At 58.3% G+C, this 22,118-nt stretch carries 18 protein-coding genes and 2 pseudogenes; 13 read left to right on the top strand and 7 right to left on the bottom strand.

All coding sequences use genetic code 11. From position 1 onward, the window contains the following. Positions 1-412 precede the first annotated feature (412 nt). The 6 genes and pseudogenes from AC0L7S_RS20780 to AC0L7S_RS20755 all read left to right on the top strand — a co-directional run bounded on the left by AC0L7S_RS20780 (position 413) and on the right by AC0L7S_RS20755 (position 6,001). Positions 413-811, top strand: a complete 399-nt coding sequence (locus tag AC0L7S_RS20780) for a hypothetical protein (protein WP_473474612.1) — start codon at positions 413-415, stop codon at positions 809-811. 788 nt (positions 812-1,599) lie between these two features. Beyond that, positions 1,600-2,747: pseudogene (gene repA / locus AC0L7S_RS20775) on the top strand (plasmid partitioning protein RepA). Positions 2,748-2,750: 3 nt separating this feature from the next. Further along, entirely contained in the window at positions 2,751-3,758 is a 1,008-nt protein-coding gene (gene repB / locus AC0L7S_RS20770; protein ID WP_473474611.1) for a plasmid partitioning protein RepB, read from the top strand. Positions 3,759-3,925: 167 nt separating this feature from the next. Beyond that, complete coding sequence (repC, locus tag AC0L7S_RS20765; protein WP_473474610.1) at positions 3,926-5,134, top strand: plasmid replication protein RepC; 1,209 nt, start codon at positions 3,926-3,928, stop codon at positions 5,132-5,134. Between the two features lie 211 nt (positions 5,135-5,345). Then, on the top strand, positions 5,346-5,663 hold the full coding sequence (locus AC0L7S_RS20760) for a type II toxin-antitoxin system RelE/ParE family toxin (RefSeq protein WP_473474609.1): 318 nt from the start codon (positions 5,346-5,348) through the stop codon (positions 5,661-5,663). Then, positions 5,660-6,001 (top strand): helix-turn-helix domain-containing protein, encoded by a 342-nt coding sequence (locus tag AC0L7S_RS20755; RefSeq protein WP_473474608.1) that lies wholly within the window; start codon positions 5,660-5,662, stop codon positions 5,999-6,001. Before AC0L7S_RS20760 ends, AC0L7S_RS20755 begins: the two co-directional genes overlap by 4 nt. Before the next feature lie 25 nt (positions 6,002-6,026). Here the strand turns inward: AC0L7S_RS20755 and AC0L7S_RS20750 are convergent. Next, a pseudogene (locus AC0L7S_RS20750) lies at positions 6,027-7,342 on the bottom strand (site-specific integrase). A gap of 113 nt (positions 7,343-7,455) precedes the next feature. On the opposite strand from AC0L7S_RS20750, the gene AC0L7S_RS20745 reads away from it, so the two are divergent. Continuing rightward, positions 7,456-8,478, top strand: coding sequence for a DUF1403 family protein (locus tag AC0L7S_RS20745; protein WP_473474607.1), 1,023 nt, complete (start codon positions 7,456-7,458; stop codon positions 8,476-8,478). Positions 8,479-8,531: 53 nt separating this feature from the next. Further along, on the top strand, positions 8,532-9,191 hold the full coding sequence (gene scpB / locus AC0L7S_RS20740; protein ID WP_473474606.1) for an SMC-Scp complex subunit ScpB: 660 nt from the start codon (positions 8,532-8,534) through the stop codon (positions 9,189-9,191). Positions 9,192-9,288: 97 nt separating this feature from the next. Here scpB and AC0L7S_RS20735 read toward each other — a convergent pair whose 3' ends face one another. From AC0L7S_RS20735 to AC0L7S_RS20710, 6 genes are all read right to left on the bottom strand, one after another. Next, positions 9,289-10,599: a Shedu immune nuclease family protein gene (locus AC0L7S_RS20735; protein ID WP_473474605.1), complete on the bottom strand. Its 1,311-nt coding sequence runs from the start codon at positions 10,597-10,599 to the stop codon at positions 9,289-9,291. A gap of 83 nt (positions 10,600-10,682) precedes the next feature. Continuing rightward, a complete protein-coding gene (locus AC0L7S_RS20730; protein ID WP_473474604.1) occupies positions 10,683-12,263 on the bottom strand; it encodes an ATP-binding protein in 1,581 nt (526 codons plus the stop codon). Next, the gene (locus tag AC0L7S_RS20725; RefSeq protein WP_473474603.1) at positions 12,185-12,640 is read right to left on the bottom strand and encodes an ATP-binding protein; all 456 of its coding nucleotides are present in this window, start codon (positions 12,638-12,640) and stop codon (positions 12,185-12,187) included. The genes AC0L7S_RS20730 and AC0L7S_RS20725 overlap by 79 nt, the downstream gene beginning before the upstream one ends. A gap of 401 nt (positions 12,641-13,041) precedes the next feature. After that, entirely contained in the window at positions 13,042-14,448 is a 1,407-nt protein-coding gene (locus AC0L7S_RS20720; protein WP_473474602.1) for an exonuclease domain-containing protein, read from the bottom strand. 7 nt (positions 14,449-14,455) lie between these two features. Next, complete coding sequence (locus AC0L7S_RS20715; protein ID WP_473474601.1) at positions 14,456-14,956, bottom strand: ImmA/IrrE family metallo-endopeptidase; 501 nt, start codon at positions 14,954-14,956, stop codon at positions 14,456-14,458. Then, positions 14,953-15,297: a helix-turn-helix domain-containing protein gene (locus tag AC0L7S_RS20710; protein WP_473474600.1), complete on the bottom strand. Its 345-nt coding sequence runs from the start codon at positions 15,295-15,297 to the stop codon at positions 14,953-14,955. Before AC0L7S_RS20710 ends, AC0L7S_RS20715 begins: the two co-directional genes overlap by 4 nt. 156 nt (positions 15,298-15,453) lie before the next feature. Here AC0L7S_RS20710 and AC0L7S_RS20705 point away from each other — a divergent pair, with 156 nt between their 5' ends. The 5 genes from AC0L7S_RS20705 to AC0L7S_RS20685 all read left to right on the top strand — a co-directional run bounded on the left by AC0L7S_RS20705 (position 15,454) and on the right by AC0L7S_RS20685 (position 22,100). Continuing rightward, on the top strand, positions 15,454-16,653 hold the full coding sequence (locus tag AC0L7S_RS20705) for a nucleotidyltransferase domain-containing protein (protein ID WP_473474599.1): 1,200 nt from the start codon (positions 15,454-15,456) through the stop codon (positions 16,651-16,653). A gap of 1 nt (position 16,654) precedes the next feature. Next, positions 16,655-17,179, top strand: a complete 525-nt coding sequence (locus tag AC0L7S_RS20700) for a type II CBASS E2 protein (protein WP_473474598.1) — start codon at positions 16,655-16,657, stop codon at positions 17,177-17,179. Then, the gene (locus tag AC0L7S_RS20695; protein WP_473474597.1) at positions 17,179-18,378 is read left to right on the top strand and encodes an SAVED domain-containing protein; all 1,200 of its coding nucleotides are present in this window, start codon (positions 17,179-17,181) and stop codon (positions 18,376-18,378) included. The genes AC0L7S_RS20700 and AC0L7S_RS20695 overlap by 1 nt, the downstream gene beginning before the upstream one ends. Before the next feature lie 108 nt (positions 18,379-18,486). Beyond that, a complete protein-coding gene (locus AC0L7S_RS20690; RefSeq protein ID WP_473474596.1) occupies positions 18,487-21,306 on the top strand; it encodes a DEAD/DEAH box helicase in 2,820 nt (939 codons plus the stop codon). A 110-nt stretch (positions 21,307-21,416) separates the two neighbouring features. Next, a complete protein-coding gene (locus tag AC0L7S_RS20685; RefSeq protein ID WP_473474595.1) occupies positions 21,417-22,100 on the top strand; it encodes a hypothetical protein in 684 nt (227 codons plus the stop codon). Positions 22,101-22,118: the final 18 nt, after the last annotated feature.

Genomic DNA, 22,118 nt, shown 5'->3' with positions numbered 1-22,118 from the left:
TCTCCAATGACTAAAGTGGTCATATATAGTACGGCGCCCACGCTGACAAGGATGCAGGAAAAGGAGGGGGCTGGCAGAACGAAGGTAGCAAGGGGTGGATACGAGGTGCCGTATGTTGCTGGCTGTCTGCAGCAACCGGGTAGGTGAACAAGGAAGCCACGATCCGTATCGGGCTCAGCCGACCTGCTGTTCTCTCTTGCCTGAAAGCGAACTGGGACACGTCGAATGGGCCCTCCCCGAGGGTCTTCAACCGTTGGCAGATCTCGTTGGAGTCCATGCTGCCGAAATTCTGCAGATGGTCGCCCTTTGAGAGGCTGCTCATCGATTGTCACAGGGCGAATTCGAGCATGGGTATCGAGATACTCCATGGCGCTATGCCCGGGATAGCCAATGAAATTAATGGAAACAGCGCTTGGATCGACATCATCGGATCTATGGCCGCCTTGGCCATCTAACTGTGGACGACCTGTCGAAGCATGGCGCCCTGGATGCCGTCTGGAAGCGATATCTTTTGTTGTTGAAGTCTAAGGCCGAGAAAAAGATGCGTGCCTTTGTCAAGGAAACGTTGAACCTGGTTGGCCACGAGCAGGCCGCCGTCGGGCATCCATCCGGTTCCTTGCCCAATCGTTGTGCAGGGCTCAGCAATACTGGGTTGCAAATGGGTCTGTCCCTGTGCGTAATTGAGATTGTGGCCGCTCAGAAGTCGGCGACCGAGACTGCCAAGGAGGAAATCCAACGCATCACCGAAGCCTCGTTGGCTAATTACGGCTGCCTAACTGCAGGGGAAGGATGCTCACTTTCTGTCAAATGAGGAACGCCTGTTGCTGAAGACGAGATTTCGCGATCTGAGACCAGTCTTCCAAGAAATGACGTTCGAGAAAATTGTTGTAATTCTGGGGGAGGCACCCAACGACACCAGAAAGACCTCTTCGCATGTAGCGGTCATTGATCTCTCCAGTAGCATCTCCAGGACTGGGTATCGGATGTGATGGTCGCGACCGAGTAGGATCGCGACTTCGATCCCGTATGGATAGAGTCGATACCACCGGGGCTGCCAGTCGGCTATGAATGGGTCATCCGCAGGGCTGGGGCTATCCAAGATGAGACGGCTGCGTGTTGGAAGACCAAGGTAGCGGAAGCGATGGGCGAAGGCTTGGTTCCGAATGGGTTAAGGAATCCCATCTGTCAGTGGCCATGGCCTTCATCTTGACGATCAAGTTGTACATGGGCAACTCATTGGCCCAAGCCATGGAACCGCGAAAACATCGGGCTCGTCAATGAGCGATCCCGATGTCGAGTTGTACGTGTGCAACTCGATTGACGGTTGGCACTTGGGAATGAAGAAAACATCAAGCTCGGTAGTTCGCGGTCAAGATACTCGAATTTGCGCGCAACTCCGTGAGCGGCAGATGCATCGAATTCTCGTTAACTTTCTCTTAACTTTAAAGCATTTGCCATTGCAATCCGAATCTGGCTAATTAGATCAGCGCATTTCTGCATTGTATGCGGAATTAAGCGCGGATTTCAGGAGCGTGGGTCTTGACCACTTCAAATTTGTCAGAAACGATAGACGTCGCTTCGACCCTTCGTAGCCAAATTATGTCCGACGCAAGCGAGTTATCGCGTCAGCTTCAAGCGCACCAGCTTCGCACATTTCCACCGACATCGCAAAAAAACATTCGTTTATTCACGCCCGCCGAGGCGGCGGACTTCATCGGGATCCACGAGGGCTATCTCAGGCAGATAGTAGCCGATGGCCATGGACCAAAACCTTTGCCAAACGGCCGGCGGCTGTATTCGGTAGATGATATCGAGGGACTGCGCCGGGTGCTCGATGAAGGCGGTAAGGGGGCTCCCAAATACGTCCGACATCGTCGTGCCAGCGAGAAGCTCCAGATCGTAAGCGTTATGAATTTTAAGGGCGGCTCGGGAAAAACGACGACTTCCGCCCATCTCGCACAATATCTGGCTTTGCGTGGATATCGTGTACTTGCAATTGACCTCGATCCGCAGGCATCGCTTTCAGCCCTATTCGGGCATCAACCCGAACTGGACGTCGGGGAGGGGAAACCCTCTACGGCGCAATCCGATACGATGACAGCCGACGCCATATCTCGGAGATTGTTCGCGCGACCTATACGCCCGGATTGCATGTGGTGCCCGGTAACCTTGAACTCATGGAATTTGAGCACACCACGCCAAAGGTGCTGGGCGAACGTTCGCAAACCGACTCCATGTTCTTTTCGCGAATCGGTGAAAGCCTTGCCGACATCGAAAGCAACTATGATGTGGTCATCATCGATTGCCCTCCCCAACTCGGATTTCTGACACTCTCGGCACTCTGCGCTGCCACCGCAGTGTTGATTACAGTTCATCCGCAGATGTTGGACGTTATGTCGATGTCCCAGTTTCTGCACATGACGGGCGACCTCCTGTCAGTTGTCGAGAATGCAGGTGGCAGCACCGAATACAACTGGATGCGTTATCTGGTGACGCGTTACGAGCCAAACGATGGTCCACAAAGCCAGATGGCTGGTTTCATGCGCTCGATTTTCGGACAAAGGGTTCTTGAACACTCGATGCTGAAATCAACCGCGGTCTCCGATGCCGGTCTGACGAAGCAGACGCTCTACGAAGTGGATAAGGCGGCCTTCACAAGAGGCACGTACGAACGCGCTCTAGAGTCCCTTACCCTCGTAAACGGCGAGATTGAGGCCCTTATCCGCAGCACGTGGGGAAGGAAGTAATCCATGGCGCGCAAGAACGTTTTCGAAGTCTCCCCAGATGTCACCCAAGCTGAACCTGTCCGCACACAGCCACAGCTTGGGCGCCCATTGTTGGGTCTTGAGAGGACGATCAGGCCTGCGAGTCCTGTCGGTGCGATCTCGCAATCTCTGGAAAACATCAATTCTCGTGCACATCGAGCAGACGAAATCGAGAAACAGCTCGCCCAAGGACAAGTGGTCGTCGAACTCGAGACTGCGCTCATTGACGGCGCTTTTGTCGTCGATCGGCTGGGCGTCGATAGTGATGACGCATCCAGCCTAGTGGCACAAATCCGCGAGCATGGGCAACAGGTGCCGATTTTAGTTCGACCAAATCCTCAAAATGACGGCCGGTATCAGGTTGCCTACGGTCATCGCCGACTAGCCGCAGCCAAGGAGCTCGGGCGGACGGTGAGGGCGGTTGTACGCGATCTCACCGATGAACAGCTGGTCGTCTCGCAGGGGCAAGAAAACAACTCCCGCACAGATCTGTCGTTCATAGAGCGGTCGTTCTTCGCTGCGCGCCTTGAAGATCGTGGGTTTCCCCGTGAGGTCATCATGGCTTCGTTGGGAGTAGACAAGGCCGCGTTGTCTCGGATGATCGCCTTGATCAAGCGGTTGCCACCCGAATTGATCGAAGCTGTCGGCTCATCTCCTGCCTTTGGACGGCTCCGTTGGGCAGATCTGGCTGATTTACTGGAAGAGAAGAGCAAGCGGGCTAAAGCGCTGAAGCTCATTCAGGATCACGAATTCCTTGCCGAGAAAAGCGATGCCAGATTTCAAGCTGTTTATGACGCGCTGAAAGTCACGAGGCCGAAGCCTCTTACAGAAGCCTGGAAGGCGTCAGACGGCGCTCGTCCAGTCAGGATCGTGGAGAGCGCCGCCAAGGTCTCGCTCGTCTTCGACAGGAACGTCGAACCCGAGTTCGGACTCTTCGTGAAGGAACGGCTTCAAGTGCTCTACGACGAGTTCATGACCCGGAACAGGGAATAAAACTAGGAGACTAACCCGCAAAAGAAAAAGGCCCCCGAACGGCGAACCGTGGAAGCCCTTCTCGATCTTTGCAAATTGAGAATCACATTTCCACGAATCAGTGTCAAGCGTTTTGACGCCGAAGTCGGCGAGCAGGATTCTTTTGCCTAACTGAAGGCGAATGAAACATGGAAACGGGTATTGCAACGACTCCCTTTGGGAGCCGAACGATGACGCTTGCCTTGTTGGCGGCGCAAAAGGATTCACAGGAAATCCCGGAAGGGAAGGTCGTCGACAAATGGCAGGTTTATCGCGACCTGTGCGAAGGCAAAAGCCTGGTCGGCATCGGTGATCGGTCGCTGGCCGTCCTGGCGGGCTTGCTGTCCTTCTACCCCGATAACGAGCTATCGGAGGAAAACGGCTTGATCGTGTTTCCCTCGAATAAGCAGTTGTCACTGCGTGCACATGGGATGGCGAATGCCACGTTGCGAAGGCATCTGGCAGCTCTGCTGGATTGTGGCCTCATTACACGGCGGGATAGCCCCAACGGGAAAAGATACGCCCGCAAGGGTAGGGCGGGAGATTTTGAGGATGCCTTTGGCTTCTCTCTCGCACCTCTGCTTGTCCGTTCCGAGGAATTCCAGCAGGCAGCAGAACGGATCCGTGCGGACAACCGTGCCCTCAAGCTGATGCGTGAGCGGATTACCCTGTATCGCCGTGACATCGATAAACTGATCGAGGCCGCTCTCGAAGAAGCCGTTCCTGGCGACTGGGGAGGCATCTGGAAGCGCTTCCGCGAGATTGTGGATGCTATTCCGCGCAAAGCTGTCCTGCACGAGCTGGAGGCCATCGTTGCTGATCTGGCTGCTGTGCGCGAAGACGTGGACATGATCTTGGAAAGCTTCATGAAAACTACGAATCCGAGCGCCAATGAGTCTCAAAATGAACCGCAGCAATCTAATTCAAATACCGATATCCTTTTTGAATTTGAACCTGCTTCAGAAAAAAGCAAGGCAACGACGTTTGAGCCACAACCGCGAACGCAGGAGCTGCCGAAAGGCTATCCGCTAGGGCTTGTGCTGAAAGCCTGCCCTGAAATTAGCGATTACGCCCTGGATGGGATCAGCAACTGGCGCGATCTGATGGCGACGGCCGCCCAAGTGAGGGGATATCTCGGGGTTTCGCCGTCGGCGTACGAGGATGCCTGCCATACGATGGGGCCGGAAACCGCCGCGGTGGTAATCGCCTGCATCCTTCAGCGAGCCCAGCACATCAATTCGGCGGGCGGATATCTGCGAGCACTCACCGAGAAGGCGAGGACAGGAGAATTTTCCGTTGGCCCGATGCTGATGGCGGCGTTGAAGGCGAACGGGGTGACGTCGAGAATGGCGGGATAGCTCGGATATTGAGAGATGATGGGGGTCAATCTGAACGTTGTTCGCATCCGGTCGGCGTCAGGTCACCCGGCATCCATGAATGGATACCAAGACGGATTTCCAATATGAAAGATACGTGGAAATGATCCATTGAAGACGACGCTGCGGGCAAATCGGCATTGACTCCTGCCACCGGTTTCTCATATATACCCCATTGGGTTATAAGAAGCGCATGCAGACCGTCGCCGAGACACCATTGTTCCTCAAGCAGGCGGAGGAGCTGTTCAGCGAAGACGAACGGAAGGAATTGATCGACTTTCTCGCGGCTAATCCGCAAGTGGGCGACGAGATCCCCGGCACGGGTGGTGTCCGCAAGATGCGGTTCGGGGCCAAAGGCAAAGGCAAGCGCGGCGGAGCCAGGGTCATCTACTACTGGTACAGTGATGACGCACCGATCTATGCACTGTTGGCCTATGGTAAGAACGAAAAGACGGATTTGAAGCCGGGAGAGGCTAAGGCGATCAAGGCAGCGAACAGGAGCAGGACATGAGCGAGATGACAAAAATTGGTGCTGATTTGATCCAGTCTATGTCGGAAGCTCTGGCGCACGCGCAGGGCAAGGAAGTTCCGGGCATCAAGCAGCACACCGTCGATGTCGGCGCGGTCGATGCAAAGGCGATCCGCAAGAAGCTTGATTTGACTCAGGATGAGATGGCGACGGTGCTGGGCACCAGTCCGTCTGGCTACAAGAAATGGGAACAGGGCAAGCGACAGCCGAGTGGCGCCGCGCGCACCTTGCTTCGCATCATGGAAAGAGAGCCGGCAGCCGTGTTGCGTGCCTTGTCTACCGAGGAAACGTCCTCCGCCAGCAACGCCGCAGCGAACTGAGGGCAGGGGAGGGGCTTTTTAATCTCTACAGCCCTGAAGCCTTTGTGAGATTGACCCGAAAACGGTCGCGGCGGCGCTGGTATTTGCGGGTCATTTCGGCGGAGGCGTGGCCGAGCTGCTTTTGCACATAGCGCTCGTCGACCTCGGCCGAGGAGGCGAGACCTGCTCTGAGTGAATGGCCGGAGAATTTTTGCCCGCGTTCGTTCTCCGATAGATCGCCGCGTACGCCGGCGGCCAGCGCAGCGCGCTTGACCAGCCGCGCCACCTCTTGGCTGTTCAATCGTTCAGCACCGACTTTTGTGCCGTGCCCCGTCACACGCCGAAACAGCGGACCGTGGGCGATCTTTGCAAATTTCAGCCAGGTTTGCAGCGCAACAACCGGGCAGGTGGCGTCGGCAGAACCGCGCCCGATCTCGACCTCGCGCCAGCCGGTTTTGCCACGCAAGGTGACCAGAATGCCTTTCTCCAAAACTTCAATCCAGCCGGAGCTATCCTCGGTCTGATCGCGAAAAACGTCGAGGCCGACGATTTCGGAGCGGCGCAAGCCACCGGCAAAGCCAATGAGTAAAATGGCGCGGTCGCGCAGACCGCGCAGACCGCGATCAAGTGTCTCCAGCATGGCAATGAGGTCTTCCGGAAGAATGGCCTCCTTCTGCCGGGGAGGGAGGCGTGGCTGTTGCGGATGCCGGCCATGACGGTGGCAATATGGCGGTCCTTTCTGTCCAGTTTTTTGTCGCCGCGCTGGGCAAAATTCCAGGTCAGGGCGGACAGACGGCGCTCGATCGTCGCCACCGTTTTCTTCTCCCCTGTGCCCGCACCTACGGTGTTGCCTACGGTACTGCCTCCGGTGCTGCCGGAGGCGAGCGCGGTGATGTAGAGGCCGACAATTTGCGGATTGGGCGGAAACACCTCGAGATTTTGGCGGCGTGCCCAGGCGCAAAAATGTTTCCAGTCGGCGGTGTAAGCACGGCGTGTATTGGCGGAACTTGCCGCTTCGACGTAATCACGGGCGCGGTCGGCAAGTTTTTCCAGATGCGGCGGAACGCGCGGTTTTGGCGCCACCGCCGGAAGGGCAGGGGGTGAGGAGTGGTCGGCATCGCCGGCGGAAAGCCAACGACTTGGCTTTCCGAACTCCGAACGCCCGGAGCCCTGGCGAAGGGTCTGGCCATTCTCCGGCTCTTGGGGTGCCTGTCCCATGGCCAAGACGACATCGACGATATCGGGCAAGTCGCCGTCCGACGCCATCACGGCGGGATGATCGACGACAGCCTCCGGACTCTGGGACGCTGCGGATGGTCGCCGAGGGTGATTTTTGGGCTTTTGATCGTTGAAAACGGCCATTTTTTCTATCGAGCACAAAACGAACGATAAGGCAACATTATCGTTCGTTTTTTCCGCGCGACAGGTGCGGCGGTTGTTGCCAATTCCAATTGCCAAAAGCGCCGTCGTAAGTCATGCTGTTTCGGATGATTCTGCGTCCCAAACCCTCTTTACGCCACCTTGCCGGTGCCACGGCGGTCGCGCCGATCATGGCGGTGCCGGCCTGGCTGCGCCGGGCCATCCCGGAAGCGCAAACCCTTGCGGGCAAACAGGTTGAGGAGGTCGCGCTCGCCGCCGGCGCCGCCATTGGCGCGCTCGATGCGGTGGTGCGCCGCGAGGAAAAATGGGCCGGCGCCTGGCGGCAGCACCTGGCGCTCGGCGCGGCCGCAGTAACGGCAAAGCAGGCGGGGCGCGTCGAGGATGAAGCAGCTTTGCGCGATACTTTTGTCCTCACCCGCCCGGGCGACGATGTCGGGCCTGGTGGCCGAATGCTGCTGGCATGGCAGCGATTGGCAGCACGGCCCGCCGGGGAACTGCTGTCGGAAAGAAGTCTTGCCGCGGTCTTGGAAGAATTCGGTTTTTTTGTCCGCGACAACGAGGCGGTGAGCGACCTGGCGGACGAGCTTCGCCAACTCGCCGCCAGCCAAGGGACGATCGGGATGCTGAGGGGTGCGTTCATGGCCGCCGAGCGCCATGGGTTCGGCCGTGCCGTTGGAGCCTGGTTTGCCGACGCCCTGTTGGCGCAGCGGCTGGGTTGGACTTTGCGGTGCCGCTGCTCGGCATCGAGGCAGCTTTCGGTTCAAAGCCTGGCCACGCTCGCCGACTGGCATCTGTCTCTCCGGCTGCGGCAACCGAAACGGAAGCCAATCGTGACAAAAATGCTGGCCACGCAGGCGCGCGTCGCGCTGCGTGCCATTGATCTTTTTAGCGACCTTGGGCGCCGGGCGGAAAAACTGCTCACTGTTGCCCCGAAGCTAAGAGCGAAGGGAGCGGATGCGGTCGTTCAAAAGCTTTTGTCCGGCGATGCGATCGTCGCTTCGGAAAAGATCGCCGGCATGAGCGATCGCGGCCTGCGTAGGCTGTTCGACAGGCTGGTCGAGCTTGGCGCCGTGCGCGAATTGTCCGGCCGCCAAACCTTTCGCATCTACGGGCTGTGAAGAAAATGGCCGGGACGGCGAAACAGACGGGACCAAAAGGTAATGTCCAGCGAATGCTGGTTGATCGGGAGCTGGATCATCTGCCGCCGGAACTGCGCTGGCGCGAGTGGATGAACCGCGTTGAGGCTACCATTTTTGCCGCCAGCGAGCCGGTGACACGTAGTGTCCTCGCGCGAGTCGTGGGGAAGGACTGCAATCTCGATCTCCTCATCGACGACATCCGCGAGGAGCTACGCGGCCGGCCCTACGACCTGGTCGCCGTCGCCGGCGGTTTTCGGCACCTGACCCGGCCGGCCTATGCCGACGCCATCCGCTGTGCATTTGGCACGGCCGCCGGCGGCAACGATCGCGCCAGGGACCTCACGCAGTCCGAAGTCCTTGTCTTGATGGGCATCGCCTACTTCCAGCCGATCACGCGCGGAGAGTTGTCGTCGTTTTTTGGCAAGGAAGTTTCGCGCGACCTGATCGGCCATCTGCGCGGTGCAAAAATGATCGCCTCGGGCCCGCGCAGCCCGACGCCGGGCGCGCCCTATACCTATGTCACCACGAAAGAATTCCTGCTGGAGTTCGGGCTTGACACGCTGCGCCACCTTCCGGACTTCGAGGCACTCGAGGACGCCGGGCTACTGTCGAAGGAAAAGCTACTGGCGGGGGACATCATGCCGGACTTTGCGGGCGTCCGAGAGGACATAGAAGTCGAGGCGGAGGAGTAGCTCTGCGTTGACACTAACGGTCCATCTTATGGCGTTGCGGAGATCCCGCGCTATGCCGACTTCGCCGACAGGAGCTTGCGCAAGGATTTCAGCTTCGCTAGCAGCTCATCGAACGTGATGATAGACAGACCGGACAAGCTGTTGCGATACAGTTTGAAGGAACGCTTCCGCTCGGTATCCGGGATTGTACCCGCCAGCACCACGCCCTTGATGCCGTAGGACTCCAGCTTATGCTGGGGATTAAGCGCCTTAATTCGCTAGATATCGCTACGCAGTTTGTCGATCTGGTCGAGGGTCTGCACGACTGCACCGACGAGCTCGGGGAGGGCGCCAAGACTCCGCCCCGGTACTGCTTTTTGCTGACCAGGTCCATGCCGAGCGTTTTGATCTCCAGAATAGCAATACTGTCGGTCAGCTGGTTGGTGAAAAGGAAATCGGCGATCTTCTCGCCTGACCCGTCGAGAATCTTCCCGCCGACATGGGCCTGCCCCTGCAGCAAAAGCACCGGCACGTTGAATGCCATGTCCAGGATAAACGGGTTGGCCTGGAACAGCTGCTGCCATTGCGGCTCGGTAGCCTTCGCGGCGAACTGCGTTTCCATATGGACTATCAGCTCATCGAGGGACGCAAGTTCGATCTCCTCATGAAGTTTTACGAGCCCGGCAAGCTGGGTTTTGATCGATTTGCGAACTGTTGCGCCGGCAAGCCTGACGACCGCTGCACGGTCCTTTTCCGAGAGGCGGGCGTCTACAATGGTCTCGCCAATCACTTCCGCCAGATCATCGGGTGCGCGCTCGAACAGCTTCAGCGGAAACTTTTCCCGGTCAAGCTTGGTGAGCAGGTTGGTGTAGGCGGCTTGGTGCTTCTTCTTCCTGCTCGAGGCGCGCGCCTTACCATCAAAGCGATTGGCCCCGCGGCGCAACTCGTCGAAAAGACGATAGCCCATCTCAAAGGTCTTGCCGTCGGCCGACCGAGAGACCTCGAGGGTCCTCTCGTCGGTCAGGCGCAATTGCTTGATACCATCGATCTGTGACAGCGCCTGGGTTATGAATGAAAGCGTGGGATCAAGCCCAAGCCCGAAATTCGGGTCTTTAGTGAACCCCGAGGGCATGCACTCCTCTAGGTACATCTGAACGTCATCGAGGGTGCTCGGCACGACGAAATGTTCGGCTCCGTCGGAATCATCGACGATGTGGGCGAACCCGTTCTTTAGTACCAGCTCGACCGACAGGATGGGAGCGTGTTTCGGCTCGAGGAAGCGCTCGGATGTTGGCATCGTGTTGATCGGGAAGAGGGTGGTCGTTGTGTTCGGGGCATCGAAGCGCAAAAGCAGAACGCGGGTCGTTGGGTCCCCCTCGCGGTGCGCGATCTTTAATCTTGTCGGTGAAGGTTGGAAAAACACCTCCACGAGTCCAGGTCCTCGTTCCTCGAGGGACAGGGTGCCTAGGTCATCCTCTCCAAATCGTGGGCCGAACGTCGCCATGCTGATCCCTAGGGGTACGCCGAAGCGCCTGCAGCGGTTAGCAGGTCCGGCTGTGGATCCAGCGGCGGCGTGACGAAGGCGTCGCCATCAACGCCATGTTCCTTCAGGAACGGAGCCTCCTTAAGCTTCTCGCGAAGGCCAAGCATTCGCTTTTCCGCTCTGCGGATGAAAGTATTGTAGGTCATCGGAATGATGGTAACGCGCCCATCCCACTCGGTTCGACTCCCACCCTCGGCGGCATCAATCTTCGATCCGAGGATGTAGCAGGTCGTTACGGCCGCTTCGGTTAGAAGACCCTTGTTCCTCAACTCCTTGACATATCGCCACGCTTGATCTTTCTGTTCGGACCCTATGCCCACACCGGGTTTCTTGATCTCGGCAACGACCAAGCGGGACACGCCGTCCACGTCATGTCCGAGATCATGCGCGTCGCGGCTATAAAGCCCGACACTCCCGTCAGGGAGCATCACGAAATCCGGTCGCTGCCTGCTGCCCGTCTCGTTCGATCCAAATATCTTGCGAATGACCTCCGTCATCCCCTTGTTGCTTGTGAACTCAAGGCTTTCGAATTCAGGGCCGAACACCCACAGCGATCGCTCGAACAGCGGCTGCAGATCGCCGACCTCGTCCATGGTCTCGTCGCGAAGCTTCTTATCCAGGTCTTCGATCAGCTTCAGGCGCGTCTGGATCTCATCAAGCGCGTCCTTCGCGAGCCGCAACGTCCAGTCGTCGAGAAGCTCGTACAGCGCTTCAAGATCACCGGGCTGCAGCTCATGTAGCTTCCCGACCAGACTGAATTTCGACGTGCTCAGTTCAAGATTGGCGAGGATGCCCGCGACCTTGCCGACCTCTTCCGTCGAGATCGAGGGGCAATTGTCGATCACCGCATCCACGAACTGATTCCAGCGTTCGCGCCCGACGGGAGGCAGCTGCCGCACCGTCTTGACCAGCTGTTCCTTGACGGAGTGTTTCGCCTCACGGCGGCGATCGGCAGAGAAGGTGGAGAGGTACTGCTTGATCTGCGCATGCACGGCAGGCCGGGTGGCCTGCCATGCCGGGTCATTAAGAAGAAACCCGCTCCAGTCCGGCTGCACCGCATTCTCGAGGATGTCTGCCGAGACGATAAACTGGAAGCGCTTCGCTTCGGTGCTTCGCCCGTCGAGGATACGCTCATGGTCGAACCCGACCCAACCCGGGTTTCCGACCAGCCTCGAATTCACGCGCCATGCGATGCCATGCTGCCTCGTTGTCCGATCGGCTTTCTGGCTATCGATCACAACGATCTGGACCACCCCAAAGCCAGGCACGTCGACATTGGCCTTCTGGATGTTGCGAGTCGGGATATCGTCGAATGTGACCAAAGTCCCGTCGAGCGAGACCACGAAATTCGGGTCCGCGAGAAAGCGCGTGCCGATGATCTCGCGGGCTGTGTCCGCGTCCATGGAAGTGCCATCGGAGGCGGTCGCCGTTATCTCCGTACCATGCCCAATGACCTTGTCGCGGGAGTTGATCACCGTGACGTCGAAGGGTTGGGTGACACCGCGACGAACTTCGTAGACGGTTTCGACGCCATCCCGCCACGTGCGCACCGTGTAAGGGTCGGAGAACTTGAAGGCCGCATGGCGGCCTTTACCGTTACGGCCATACGGGGTTCGGGGAGGGAGTCTGACTGATCCTCCGGCGGCGCCGACTTGGTGCCCTCGTCGGCAAGTCGATTGTAGTCAAGCGTTTTCCAACGCCTCTCGAACTGCGCCGGGGTCATCCCTTTGCCGTTGTCGGTGATGGAAAAGAGGATATCATGGCTGCGCTTAGGCCAGATTATATCCACCTTGGTCGCATAGGCGTCCCAAGCGTTCGCGACAAGTTCAACGATGGCCACTGCAGGATCGGAAATGATCGGCCCTGCATATTTGTCCAGGAAACGGTCATCGAACAGGACGCTCTGGTTTGGTCTTTCGATGTTCATGGTGCTGTCTCCCCCTTCTTTACTACACAAGGATTTTCCGCTCACGTCCACAGCTATACGTCATGGCCCCGGTTAGCTCCGGACCGGGCGCGTCGGGGCGGTCGATTTTCTAAGAATTTGTTCCTACCTTATTACCACGACACACCCTTCCGGCGATAAAAAACATCCCGACGCCGTTGACGGTAGAAGTCTCACCCAAACAGTCGCCTGATCGCCTTCAACGAGGCGGATTTGTTGGCAGCATGCTCTTCGGTTGAGCATCAAAGGACGAGGGATGCGAACGCTGCTTCGTCAATGCCGCGCTCATATTCCTACACGCGGCGGCAAATCGGCGAGCATGCTGACCGGCAATGTCCGTGACTTTGTTTTACGCAGATCCTTCCGATCGGCCGGATCATCGTCTATCGAACGCCACCGGGGCTACGATCACCATGAACGTTGCGGTCGAGGGATTGACCGAGGATGATAGCGTAGGCGGCCAAATTCGGATGTTCCTGACCGGGTGCTATGGACTCCATCTCCGCTATTGCCTTCGATGCCGTCATCCACGGCATAGAAGGGTCACCCGTCCACCGGCTACGAACCGCCACATCGAGCGATGTGCGAATCTCCTCGGAGATCAGATGCGGCATCTCGAAATAGATCACGCGCTGGCCGAGACGCCGCAGCCGGTCGTCGGAAAAACAACGAACGACGCGGAAACGCTGATCCCAAGGGACCGCATGGAACTGCTGCATGAGGGGCTTGTCGTTGTCGGGGATAAAGCGGTCGTAGAGCTGCTGCTCAACATGGCTAGAATCGCCGTACACGCGCTCTGCGGCAAACGCTGCCGCATTCAGCCGCGCGGTTAGTTTCTCGTCCGTCCGGATGCTTCGCGCCAGGCGCACAACGTCGTCCTCGATGATATTGGGAAATGTTGTCTCCAGTGCATCGTAGAGCGGGAAAAGCAGCGGCGACGCGTTAGCCTTGACCTTTCGGAGTGGCCCTTCGCGTTCTTTGAACATTGCCATCAGCTCGTCGTCGGTCGCACTGCGGATCGTGCCCATCGAAACAGTAAGGTCCAAGCAATACCGTCTTGCAGACTGTTCTGGATGTTGACCGAATGCTGTGAGTAGATGAAACCCTCGCCCGGCACGATCGGCTTCGAACGACACGAAGGCATCCTCTTCCCGCAGGAAATCCATAGCGGCCGCCTTGGTGGAGAACTGCATGAACCGGGACCAGATCTCAGGCGCGCCGTCGGCGATCACCTTTACGATCCATAGCATCGCTTCGACGTCAGCCATCGCTTCGTGGGCGCCTGCCGATTTAAAGCCGCAAGCGGCCGCGACGTCGTGCAGCTTCATCGACCTCACGCCATCGTGGCCAAACGCGGCCGGCATTACGTCCGGGCGCAAATGTGAGACCGCGCGGGCCAGTCGCAGCACGTCGCCGCGAGCATTTCCGATGCTGGTGACATAGGGTTCGAGCAAGCACTGATAGAAGGCGTGCCGCAGGAACTCTTCATCGAACCTGATCGAGTTATAGCCCAAGAAGGCAGCTGGACTCCACCTCCTGAACCGTTCGTGGATATCGACGATCATGTCGAAGTGCGAGAGGCGCGACGTCGAGGCCAAATCCTCGTAGGTCGCGCCGGTCACATGAAGGGCGGATGGCGACGGGACGATGTGAGGCTGAAGCCGGCAGCTCGTTTCATAGTGCTCTTCGACGTTGAAAACGTCGTCGATGCGAATGGCACCGAACTCAACGATCTGATCGAAATGGCGACTGAGGCCGGTTGTTTCAAGATCGTAGAGGACCAGGGCCATGGTCGGCTCACTTGAAGAAGCGGAATCGCATTGCGGATTCGCTCACTCGAAACTTCCGAGCGAGCGCTGCGACCTCGTCGTCGTCGTCCAGGATCACCTGGCGTCCGCCCAATACCGTCTCAAGGATTTCCGTGGGCATCAGGAGCTCACTGGCAAAGGCGTTGGCCTCGATCTCCTGTTGGTCCGTGCCGGTGGAGGAATTTCGGTCGCGCAGCAGCACTCGGTCAACATGCACTGCACCTTCCAGTATATGGCGATGCAGGACAACGTGACCTAGTTCGTGAGCCAAGGTGAATCGTTGCCGGTTGGGAGCGTGGAGCGAGTTCACGCCAACCACGACTATGCCATCCCTGATATGGGCCATGCCCGACAGATCGTTGTCGAGCGGCGCGAATTGCACCCGCACGCCGAGCTTGCGGGCGATACGGTCCACAGGGACCGGCGCCGACGTGATGCCGTGCTTCTTTAGAACGGACCTAGCCGTTTCCCGTGCGTTGGCGGCGCTCATTTTGTACGTCGCGGTCGCGAGCCCGCAGTCGCCAACTCTATCATCTGCAGCATGACGCGCTCCTCCTCCTTGCTCGCCCCGTCGCCAGAGAAGACAACATCCTGAACCACCGTTTTTGGAGTCCGCTCCGGCACGAATTCCAAGATAGATTCTCCTTCCAACGCTTCGACCAACGCGAAAACGTCGTGCAACATCACCCGTTGCCGACCCGTTTCGATGTTGGCCACCGAAGCGCGTGTTAGTGAAATACGTGCTGCCAACTCGGCTTGGGTGAGGCCGAGCTTTCTTCGAGCCGTAGCGACTTTACGCCCGAGCTGCCCGTATAGGTCCATCTCGCTCATGCCAACGAAAAGAGCCTTATTCGCGGCCAGTGTCAATCACATACACAAAAATGTGTATGTAGAGCACACTATAGTATAAATTCGTGCTTGTAGTTGACATTAATCGAGTTGAGGAATCTGATGTGCAGCAATCGAACCGATTCCGGAGACCCCACAGTGTTCTTGGAGACAAAAGACGCTCAGCGTCGTACTCAAGTAGTAGGCCTGATCGAGCGGGTCTTCGCTGACCTCGAGATCGGCCCATCTCGAATGGCTTTGGCCCAGAGGCGCTATGAAGCCATAGGCGCGTGGCTCGCAGAGTCGAACGATCCGATGCTTTGCGGTCTGGCGGTCTATCTGCAGGGTTCTACGGCGATCGGCACCACAGTGAGGCCTATCGGCACCGAGGAGCACGATGTAGACCTTGTGTCTCGCCTCGTGATGTCCTCGGCCATGGCACCCTGGCAGGCGAAGAAGGCTGTGGGCGATCGGCTGAAACAGAGCCCGAACTATGCACCACTTTTGGTGGAGATGCAGCGCTGTTGGCGTCTGAATTACGCCAACGAGTTCCACATGGACATCACGCCTTCGATAGCAAACCCGGGTTGCTCGCAGGGCGGTGAGTTTGTGCCTGACAAAGCTCTCCGCGTCTGGAAAACTTCCAATCCGCTGGGTTATCGCAAGCGCTTTCTGCAGCGCGCCGCGCTCAAGCCACGGTTCCGCGAAATCAGGGGGTTCCAGAAGGACGCGATGGCTGGCACGGTGGAAGCCTTTCCGGCCCAGCCTCGGCTGAAGAACATCCTGCAGCGGTCGGTGCAGGTCGCCAAGCGCCATCGCGACGTACATTTCGAGCGGCAGGGCCTCGGTACCTCACTCCGCCCGATCTCAGTCCTCATCACCACCCTCGCCGCTCTGAGCTATGAGTATTGCGTGAGGACCTTCACCTATGATGACGAGTTGCAGTTGCTGTTCGATGTGCTTCGCCATATGCCCGACTTCATCGAGACGCAGCTCGTCGACGGGCGCCCTCAGTGGTTCGTTTGGAACGAGACCACCACTGGCGAGAACTTCGCGGAGAAGTGGAACCAGCATCCCGAGCGCGCCAAGGCCTTTTACTCTTGGCACGCCGCCGCACTCAACGACGTCGAACGGTTGATGCAGTTCGAGGGCATCGACGGCCTGAGCAAACGGTTCGAAGACTCCTTCGGCAAATCACCTACGCAAAAGGCCATCCAGTCCATGACCGACGAGGTGAATGAGCTCCGGAGCCGCGGCAAGCTCTACGTGGCACCCCGTGTGGGCCTCGTTGCGGGCGCTGCTGCTGCGGCCTCAGCGACGCCGGTGGCGGCTAATACTTTCTTCGGGCAGGAGCCATGACATGGAGCCGCCCGAAAGCCGTAGACCGCTTTCCGCTGCTAAGCAGTTGCTGCACCTCCGGAACAATCCGTTCAGTGCCGGCCACGGGGAACTCGGACCCGGTATGTTCGATTGGCGTTTCGATGTAACGCCATCGCCTTTGAGCCGGACCTATAAGGCACGGCTTGTCTACATCGAGGGCCAGCCGCCTTATCTCTTCATCGATGAGCCTGATCTCGCCATACTCGCTGATGGCAAATCGATTCCACATGTCTATTCGCAGAAGCCGGTGCGCCTATGCCTCTACTTGCCGGGCACCGACGAGTTCCTCCCTTGGAAGCGGTTGGACATTACGGTCGTGCCGTGGACCGCGCTTTGGCTCTACTACTTCGAGGACTGGCTGGCCACTGGCGAGTGGCACGGTGAAGGCACTCACCCCTCCGAGCAGCGAAAAACGAGAAATGAGCGACGGATGTTGCGCCATGCCGGCGCCGAGATGCGCGCTTTCGAGATAGCGCGTTCAACCAGACCTACGAGGCAGTACTGATGTCCAAGACCCGGATTCCGGAGAAGATACAGAGAGCACTGTGGGCAAAAGCTGGCGGCCGATGCGAATTCAGGGGCTGCAATCAACATCTGATCGGCGATCTCCTTGCCGGTCGGGAAGATCCCATGTTCGGCTTTCTGGCGCATATCATTGCGGACTCCGAAGATGGTCCACGTGGAGACCAGGTGCTTTCGCCAAAGCTGTCCAAGGACCTCTCCAATCTGATGCTCATATGCGCGCATCATCATCGACTGATCGACGCCGAGGCTGCGGAGCAGTATTCAGTCGAATTGCTTAGGCAGATGAAGGATGAGCATGAACGGCGAGTGGAAGTCACCGGTGGTATCGATGTTGATCGCGCCTCCCATGTAGTCCGCTTCGGCGCCAATATCGGCGCCAACGAGGCGCTGGTTTCGACCCGTGAGCTGTTCGGCGCCATGGTTCCCGAACGCTACCCAGCCAGCCGCGAAACTATCGACCTCGAACTGGTCGGTAGTAGCTTCGCGGACCATGAGCCCGAGTATTGGACACTACAGCAGACCAATCTGCGGCGTCAATTCGGGGCCAAGATCCGGGGACGAGTCGAGAGACAGGACATTCGTCATATCAGCGTGTTCGGCCTCGCGCCCCAGCCTTTACTTATTGAGTTAGGCCGGCTCATTTCCGACATCACGCCGACTGCTGTGTTCCAGCGCCATCGTGAGCCCGCCACCTGGGCATGGCAACAGGACCAGCCATCGATCGAGTTCGAAGTCTGTATTCCTGAGAAAACGATGGGCGCCGAAGTGGTGCTGCTTCTTGCACTGAGTGCAACGGTCGATGTCTCGCGCATCGAAAGCGTTCTTGGCAAGGATTGTGTAGTCTGGTCAATCACGGCGAAGTCTCCTCACAACGACATTATTCGTCGACCCGAGGACCTTTCCCAATTCCGCCGCCTGCTACGTCGGATGTTCGACCGTGTAAAAGCTTCACATGGGTCAATAGAACGTCTGCACCTATTCCCTGTGATGCCGGTTTCAGCGGCGATTGAGGTCGGTCGGGTCTGGATGCCCAAAGCGGATATTCCGCTGCGCATCTACGATCAGAACCGGCTAAGGGGAGGATTCATCCCTACAATCGATATCCATCAGGGTGCAGGCCGGTTAGGTGCCGATCCGCTTATAACAGTGCCGCGTGCTACTGGTTGCGGGGTTTCTTAGGAGAATCATTTGGACTGTTGTTTCTCGCTTGTTGCTCGATAGCGATCGCTCTTACATTTTATATGCTTCAATATAGAACCGTATCTGTTCCTTGAAGGATCAACATTCATGCCTAATCCGAGCCGCATCCAGACCTTGGCTCGCCTCCGCTCCACGGACGGAGACGGCGGTCAGGCGATCGTTGACCTGGGGGGTGACGTCGATCTCGTTGACAAAATCTACAGGCGCAAGCTGAAAACACTGAACGGCACCAGCTTTTGGCTGCAGGGCTCAGACGACTATCGGCCGGCAGTCGGACTACGTCGTCCTCAACGTCGCGCCGTCGCCTTCGCTCAAGCCTATCTCGCTGCGTGCGAAGCGAACGATCCCCATGCGCGTCAGGAAGCGGCATTGATCAAGATGCCGACTGCCACAGGCAAGTCCGGTGTCATCGCAGCTCTGGCATGCGTGGCACCCGACTTGCGCCGCGTGCTGGTGATGACGCCAAGAAAGGCATTGGTGGCGCAGATGGTGGACGACCTCACGACCCGATTCTGGCGCAAGCTGGGCGCGGCCTACACCGGAGACGGACTGCAGGAGGGCCTCACCGGGGAAGCGCTGGAAGACCTCGCCGCGCGTCTGAAAGGCAAGGCCAGACCCGTGCGTACGCTGGCAGCGCATGACTACAAGCAGATCTGGGCTGAACGAGATGCACCCCGCCAAGTTTGGGTCGGCACGTTCAATGCCCTTCATCGTCTGTTGAGAGTGGAGCCACCTGCGCATCGCAACTTCTATGCACGCGAAGCGCAGGAAGCCGCCGCGGCCCTGGACGATCTGGAAGGGGCCGATCCAATGCAATCAATAGAGGCCTTCCAAGATCTCATTCGATCGGTAGATCTCGTCATCGTAGATGAGGGACATCACGAGCCCGCGTTTTCCTGGGCGCAAGCGGTGCGGACGCTGAAGAAGCCCACTGTCGTCTTCTCGGCCACCCCTTACCGCAACGACTACAAATATTTCCAGGTTTCAGGCCATTTCGTCTTCAACCTCTCTTGGGAGGAATCGGTTCGAGAACGGATTGTTCGGGATGTCGTCGTTGCGCCGCCCACAGGTCAGGACCTGACGGCCCGCTCGCCCGATGGCGGCTATTCTCCTGACGCTTTCGTCACGGCATTCGCCACAACCTTGGCCGCGTTGCCGGACGGCAAGAAAGCCATCGTGCACGCAGGCACATTCAACGACCTCACGCGACTCCAGAAGGCGTTCTTTGGAATTGGGGAGCCGGCGGTTCTGATCCACGACCGCGTCCCCAGCGATTCAACGATTGGAATGCGAGACTTGAAGGAGAGCTCGACACTGGTGCGCGAAACACTACGACCGTTGCGCTTCCGAGACGTCAATCTCGCCACATCGGACGCGGCGAAGTCGAGCCGGATCTGGCTTCATCAATACAAGCTACTCGAAGGCATAGACAATCCAGACTTTATCGAGGTCTGGCTTTATGATGGCTTCGGCACGGCGCGACAGCTGGTTCAGCAGATCGGCCGTGCCATTCGTCTTCCTGACCTGAACGATCCCGTCGGTCAGAGGGCGACGATCAGGGGCAGTCTCAAGCCACTCGATCGCTACGAAGGCGCTCCGACCGTGGCGGCGCGCCTCGCGCAGCGATGGGATGCCTACAAGGCCTTTGAGGCCTACGCCGCACTGCATCCGAATCGGGCGTTCAAAGCCGAGACGCAACTTCTGCCGACGCTGAAGCGCATCTCGCCCGACATCCAGTATGTCGCAGGCGAGTTCCGGCGCGGCCACTTTCTGGATGAATCGCCTAGCATTGAGGCCTTCGTCCTCCCACGGCGAGGGACCGTATGTCGCGCCCTCGACTACCCCGACGCCGACACGCCTATTCCGGATGACTACCTCGACATGATCGAGGGGAAGGCGGCCGAAGCGATGGCGCTTGAGGAACGCTTTGATATTGCCGCGATCCCGCAGGCGACAGACGGTTCCTATCGAGACGTGCGGTTGGTGCGTTATCTTCTCTGGCGTAATTCACCGCTGCTGCGTGCTCACCAGATCCCGGAGTGGACGTTGGGCGTGCTCGCGATTGTGCGGGCTGGTCGCTACATCTTCCTTCTAGACACTGAAGGCAACTGTCTCGACTACAGCCGTCTGCGGTTGGCCGCGCCCCAGCCTATCGAGCTGAAACGGCTGTTCGCGGAGGGACAGGGCGACAAGGAGCGGAGGGTCCGCATCGTCGAAACGTCCGCGCGGGGGCTCGACATCAGCGAACTCGGCCTACGTTCGATCAGTGTGCGCCGGCATTCCCTGGACAGCGGCTACTTCGACCTGGCCGAGGCGAGCCAGGTGCCGACATCGATCGAGGGCTACAGCCCCTTGGGCGAGCGTACAGCCCGTCGACGCCTGTCGCTTGCGCGCTCGAGCGTGGCCGACGCCACCAATCAGTTCGTCTCAGTGAAGGATTATGTCGCTTGGGCGCAGACCTTGGCGACGGTAATGGTCGATGACGCGCTACACCCGCACGCATACTTTAATCGTTTTGCCGAAGCCGTGTCGGCTCTCCAGCCGGACGAAGGTGCGCCAAGATCCATCCTGTTGGATGTGCGCGACGTTATCCCTGAAGGAGGCGCACCGAACGACGAAGGGTGGGATCGCCAAGCCCTCGAAAAGATTCTGGAAGCAGACACCTGTCTCGAAGTGGCCGAGCACCACGATGAGAATGACAATGCGACTTACAACTTCGAGTTCGGCGGCCACATTGTCCAGATCGAATACGCTTACCGTGCCTCCGTGCCTCCGGCCGGCCGGTACATCTTAAGGTCGGATGATTTGAACACCGCCCTCGTGGCCAAGGATGGCAACGAAGACAACGATGGCCCCGATGCCGGTGTCGAGATCGGCGCCTTCGGGCGACGGCTGTCTCCTCCCTGACCCGGCTGATCAATGCCGACCAAGCATTCCAGATCGTCACGAGCAAGGAAGAAGTCGTCTATTCGCATGGACACTTCTACAGGCCGGACCTCGACGAGTCGCTCCTCAATGTGCTTGAGGGCGATGAATCCGTACGCGTCGCAATCAGCGAGAAGGGCGATACGCGAGTTACGGACGCCGACAAATGGAGTTCGCAGACCCTATTTGGTTTGGTCGAAGCATGGGCCGGGGGAACCGCGGGAGGCATTCTGGCAAGTGAGCTGGCGGCTTGCGATACGCTCGTCTGCGACGACAGCAAGGTCGAGACTGCGGACTTTTACGCTATCAATGATGTGGCCCGTCGGATTCTCGTGATCCACGCCAAGGCCGACAACACAAAAAACCCAACGGCGTCGGCGCGCAAGCTTCAGGAGGTCGCGCGTCAGGCCCAGTCCAGTCTCGGCCTTGCTGGTTCCTCGCGCCATGCTCTGCCCTTGCCCGATGAGTGGAACCAGAGCTGGAAGGTCGTCATGAAAGACACCGAGGAAAAAATCGAGATCACCCGATCTCGGCTTTGGAAGTCTCCGACGCCTGACGTGAAAGCGGCTCATACCCGGCTTCAAGACGCACTTGCCGATCCCTTGTACCGAACAGAAATCGTCGTCTTGTCGGCTGGCCTCCTTGGTCGCGGCGAAGCGGTTAAGAGTTCCGCCCGTAGGGACGTGGGAGACCTCCAGTTCCTCTACTATCTCGCGAGCTTGCGTTCGACGTTCGACCGAGCCGGCGTCCGCCTGCGAATTGTCTGCAATCCTTGAGTTGTCTCACTACATTGC

This window comes from Mesorhizobium sp. G2-6-1, from assembly GCF_055809095.1.
The sequence above is the reverse complement of the archived record's forward strand: the minus strand, read 5'-3'. Positions and strand labels throughout refer to the sequence as shown.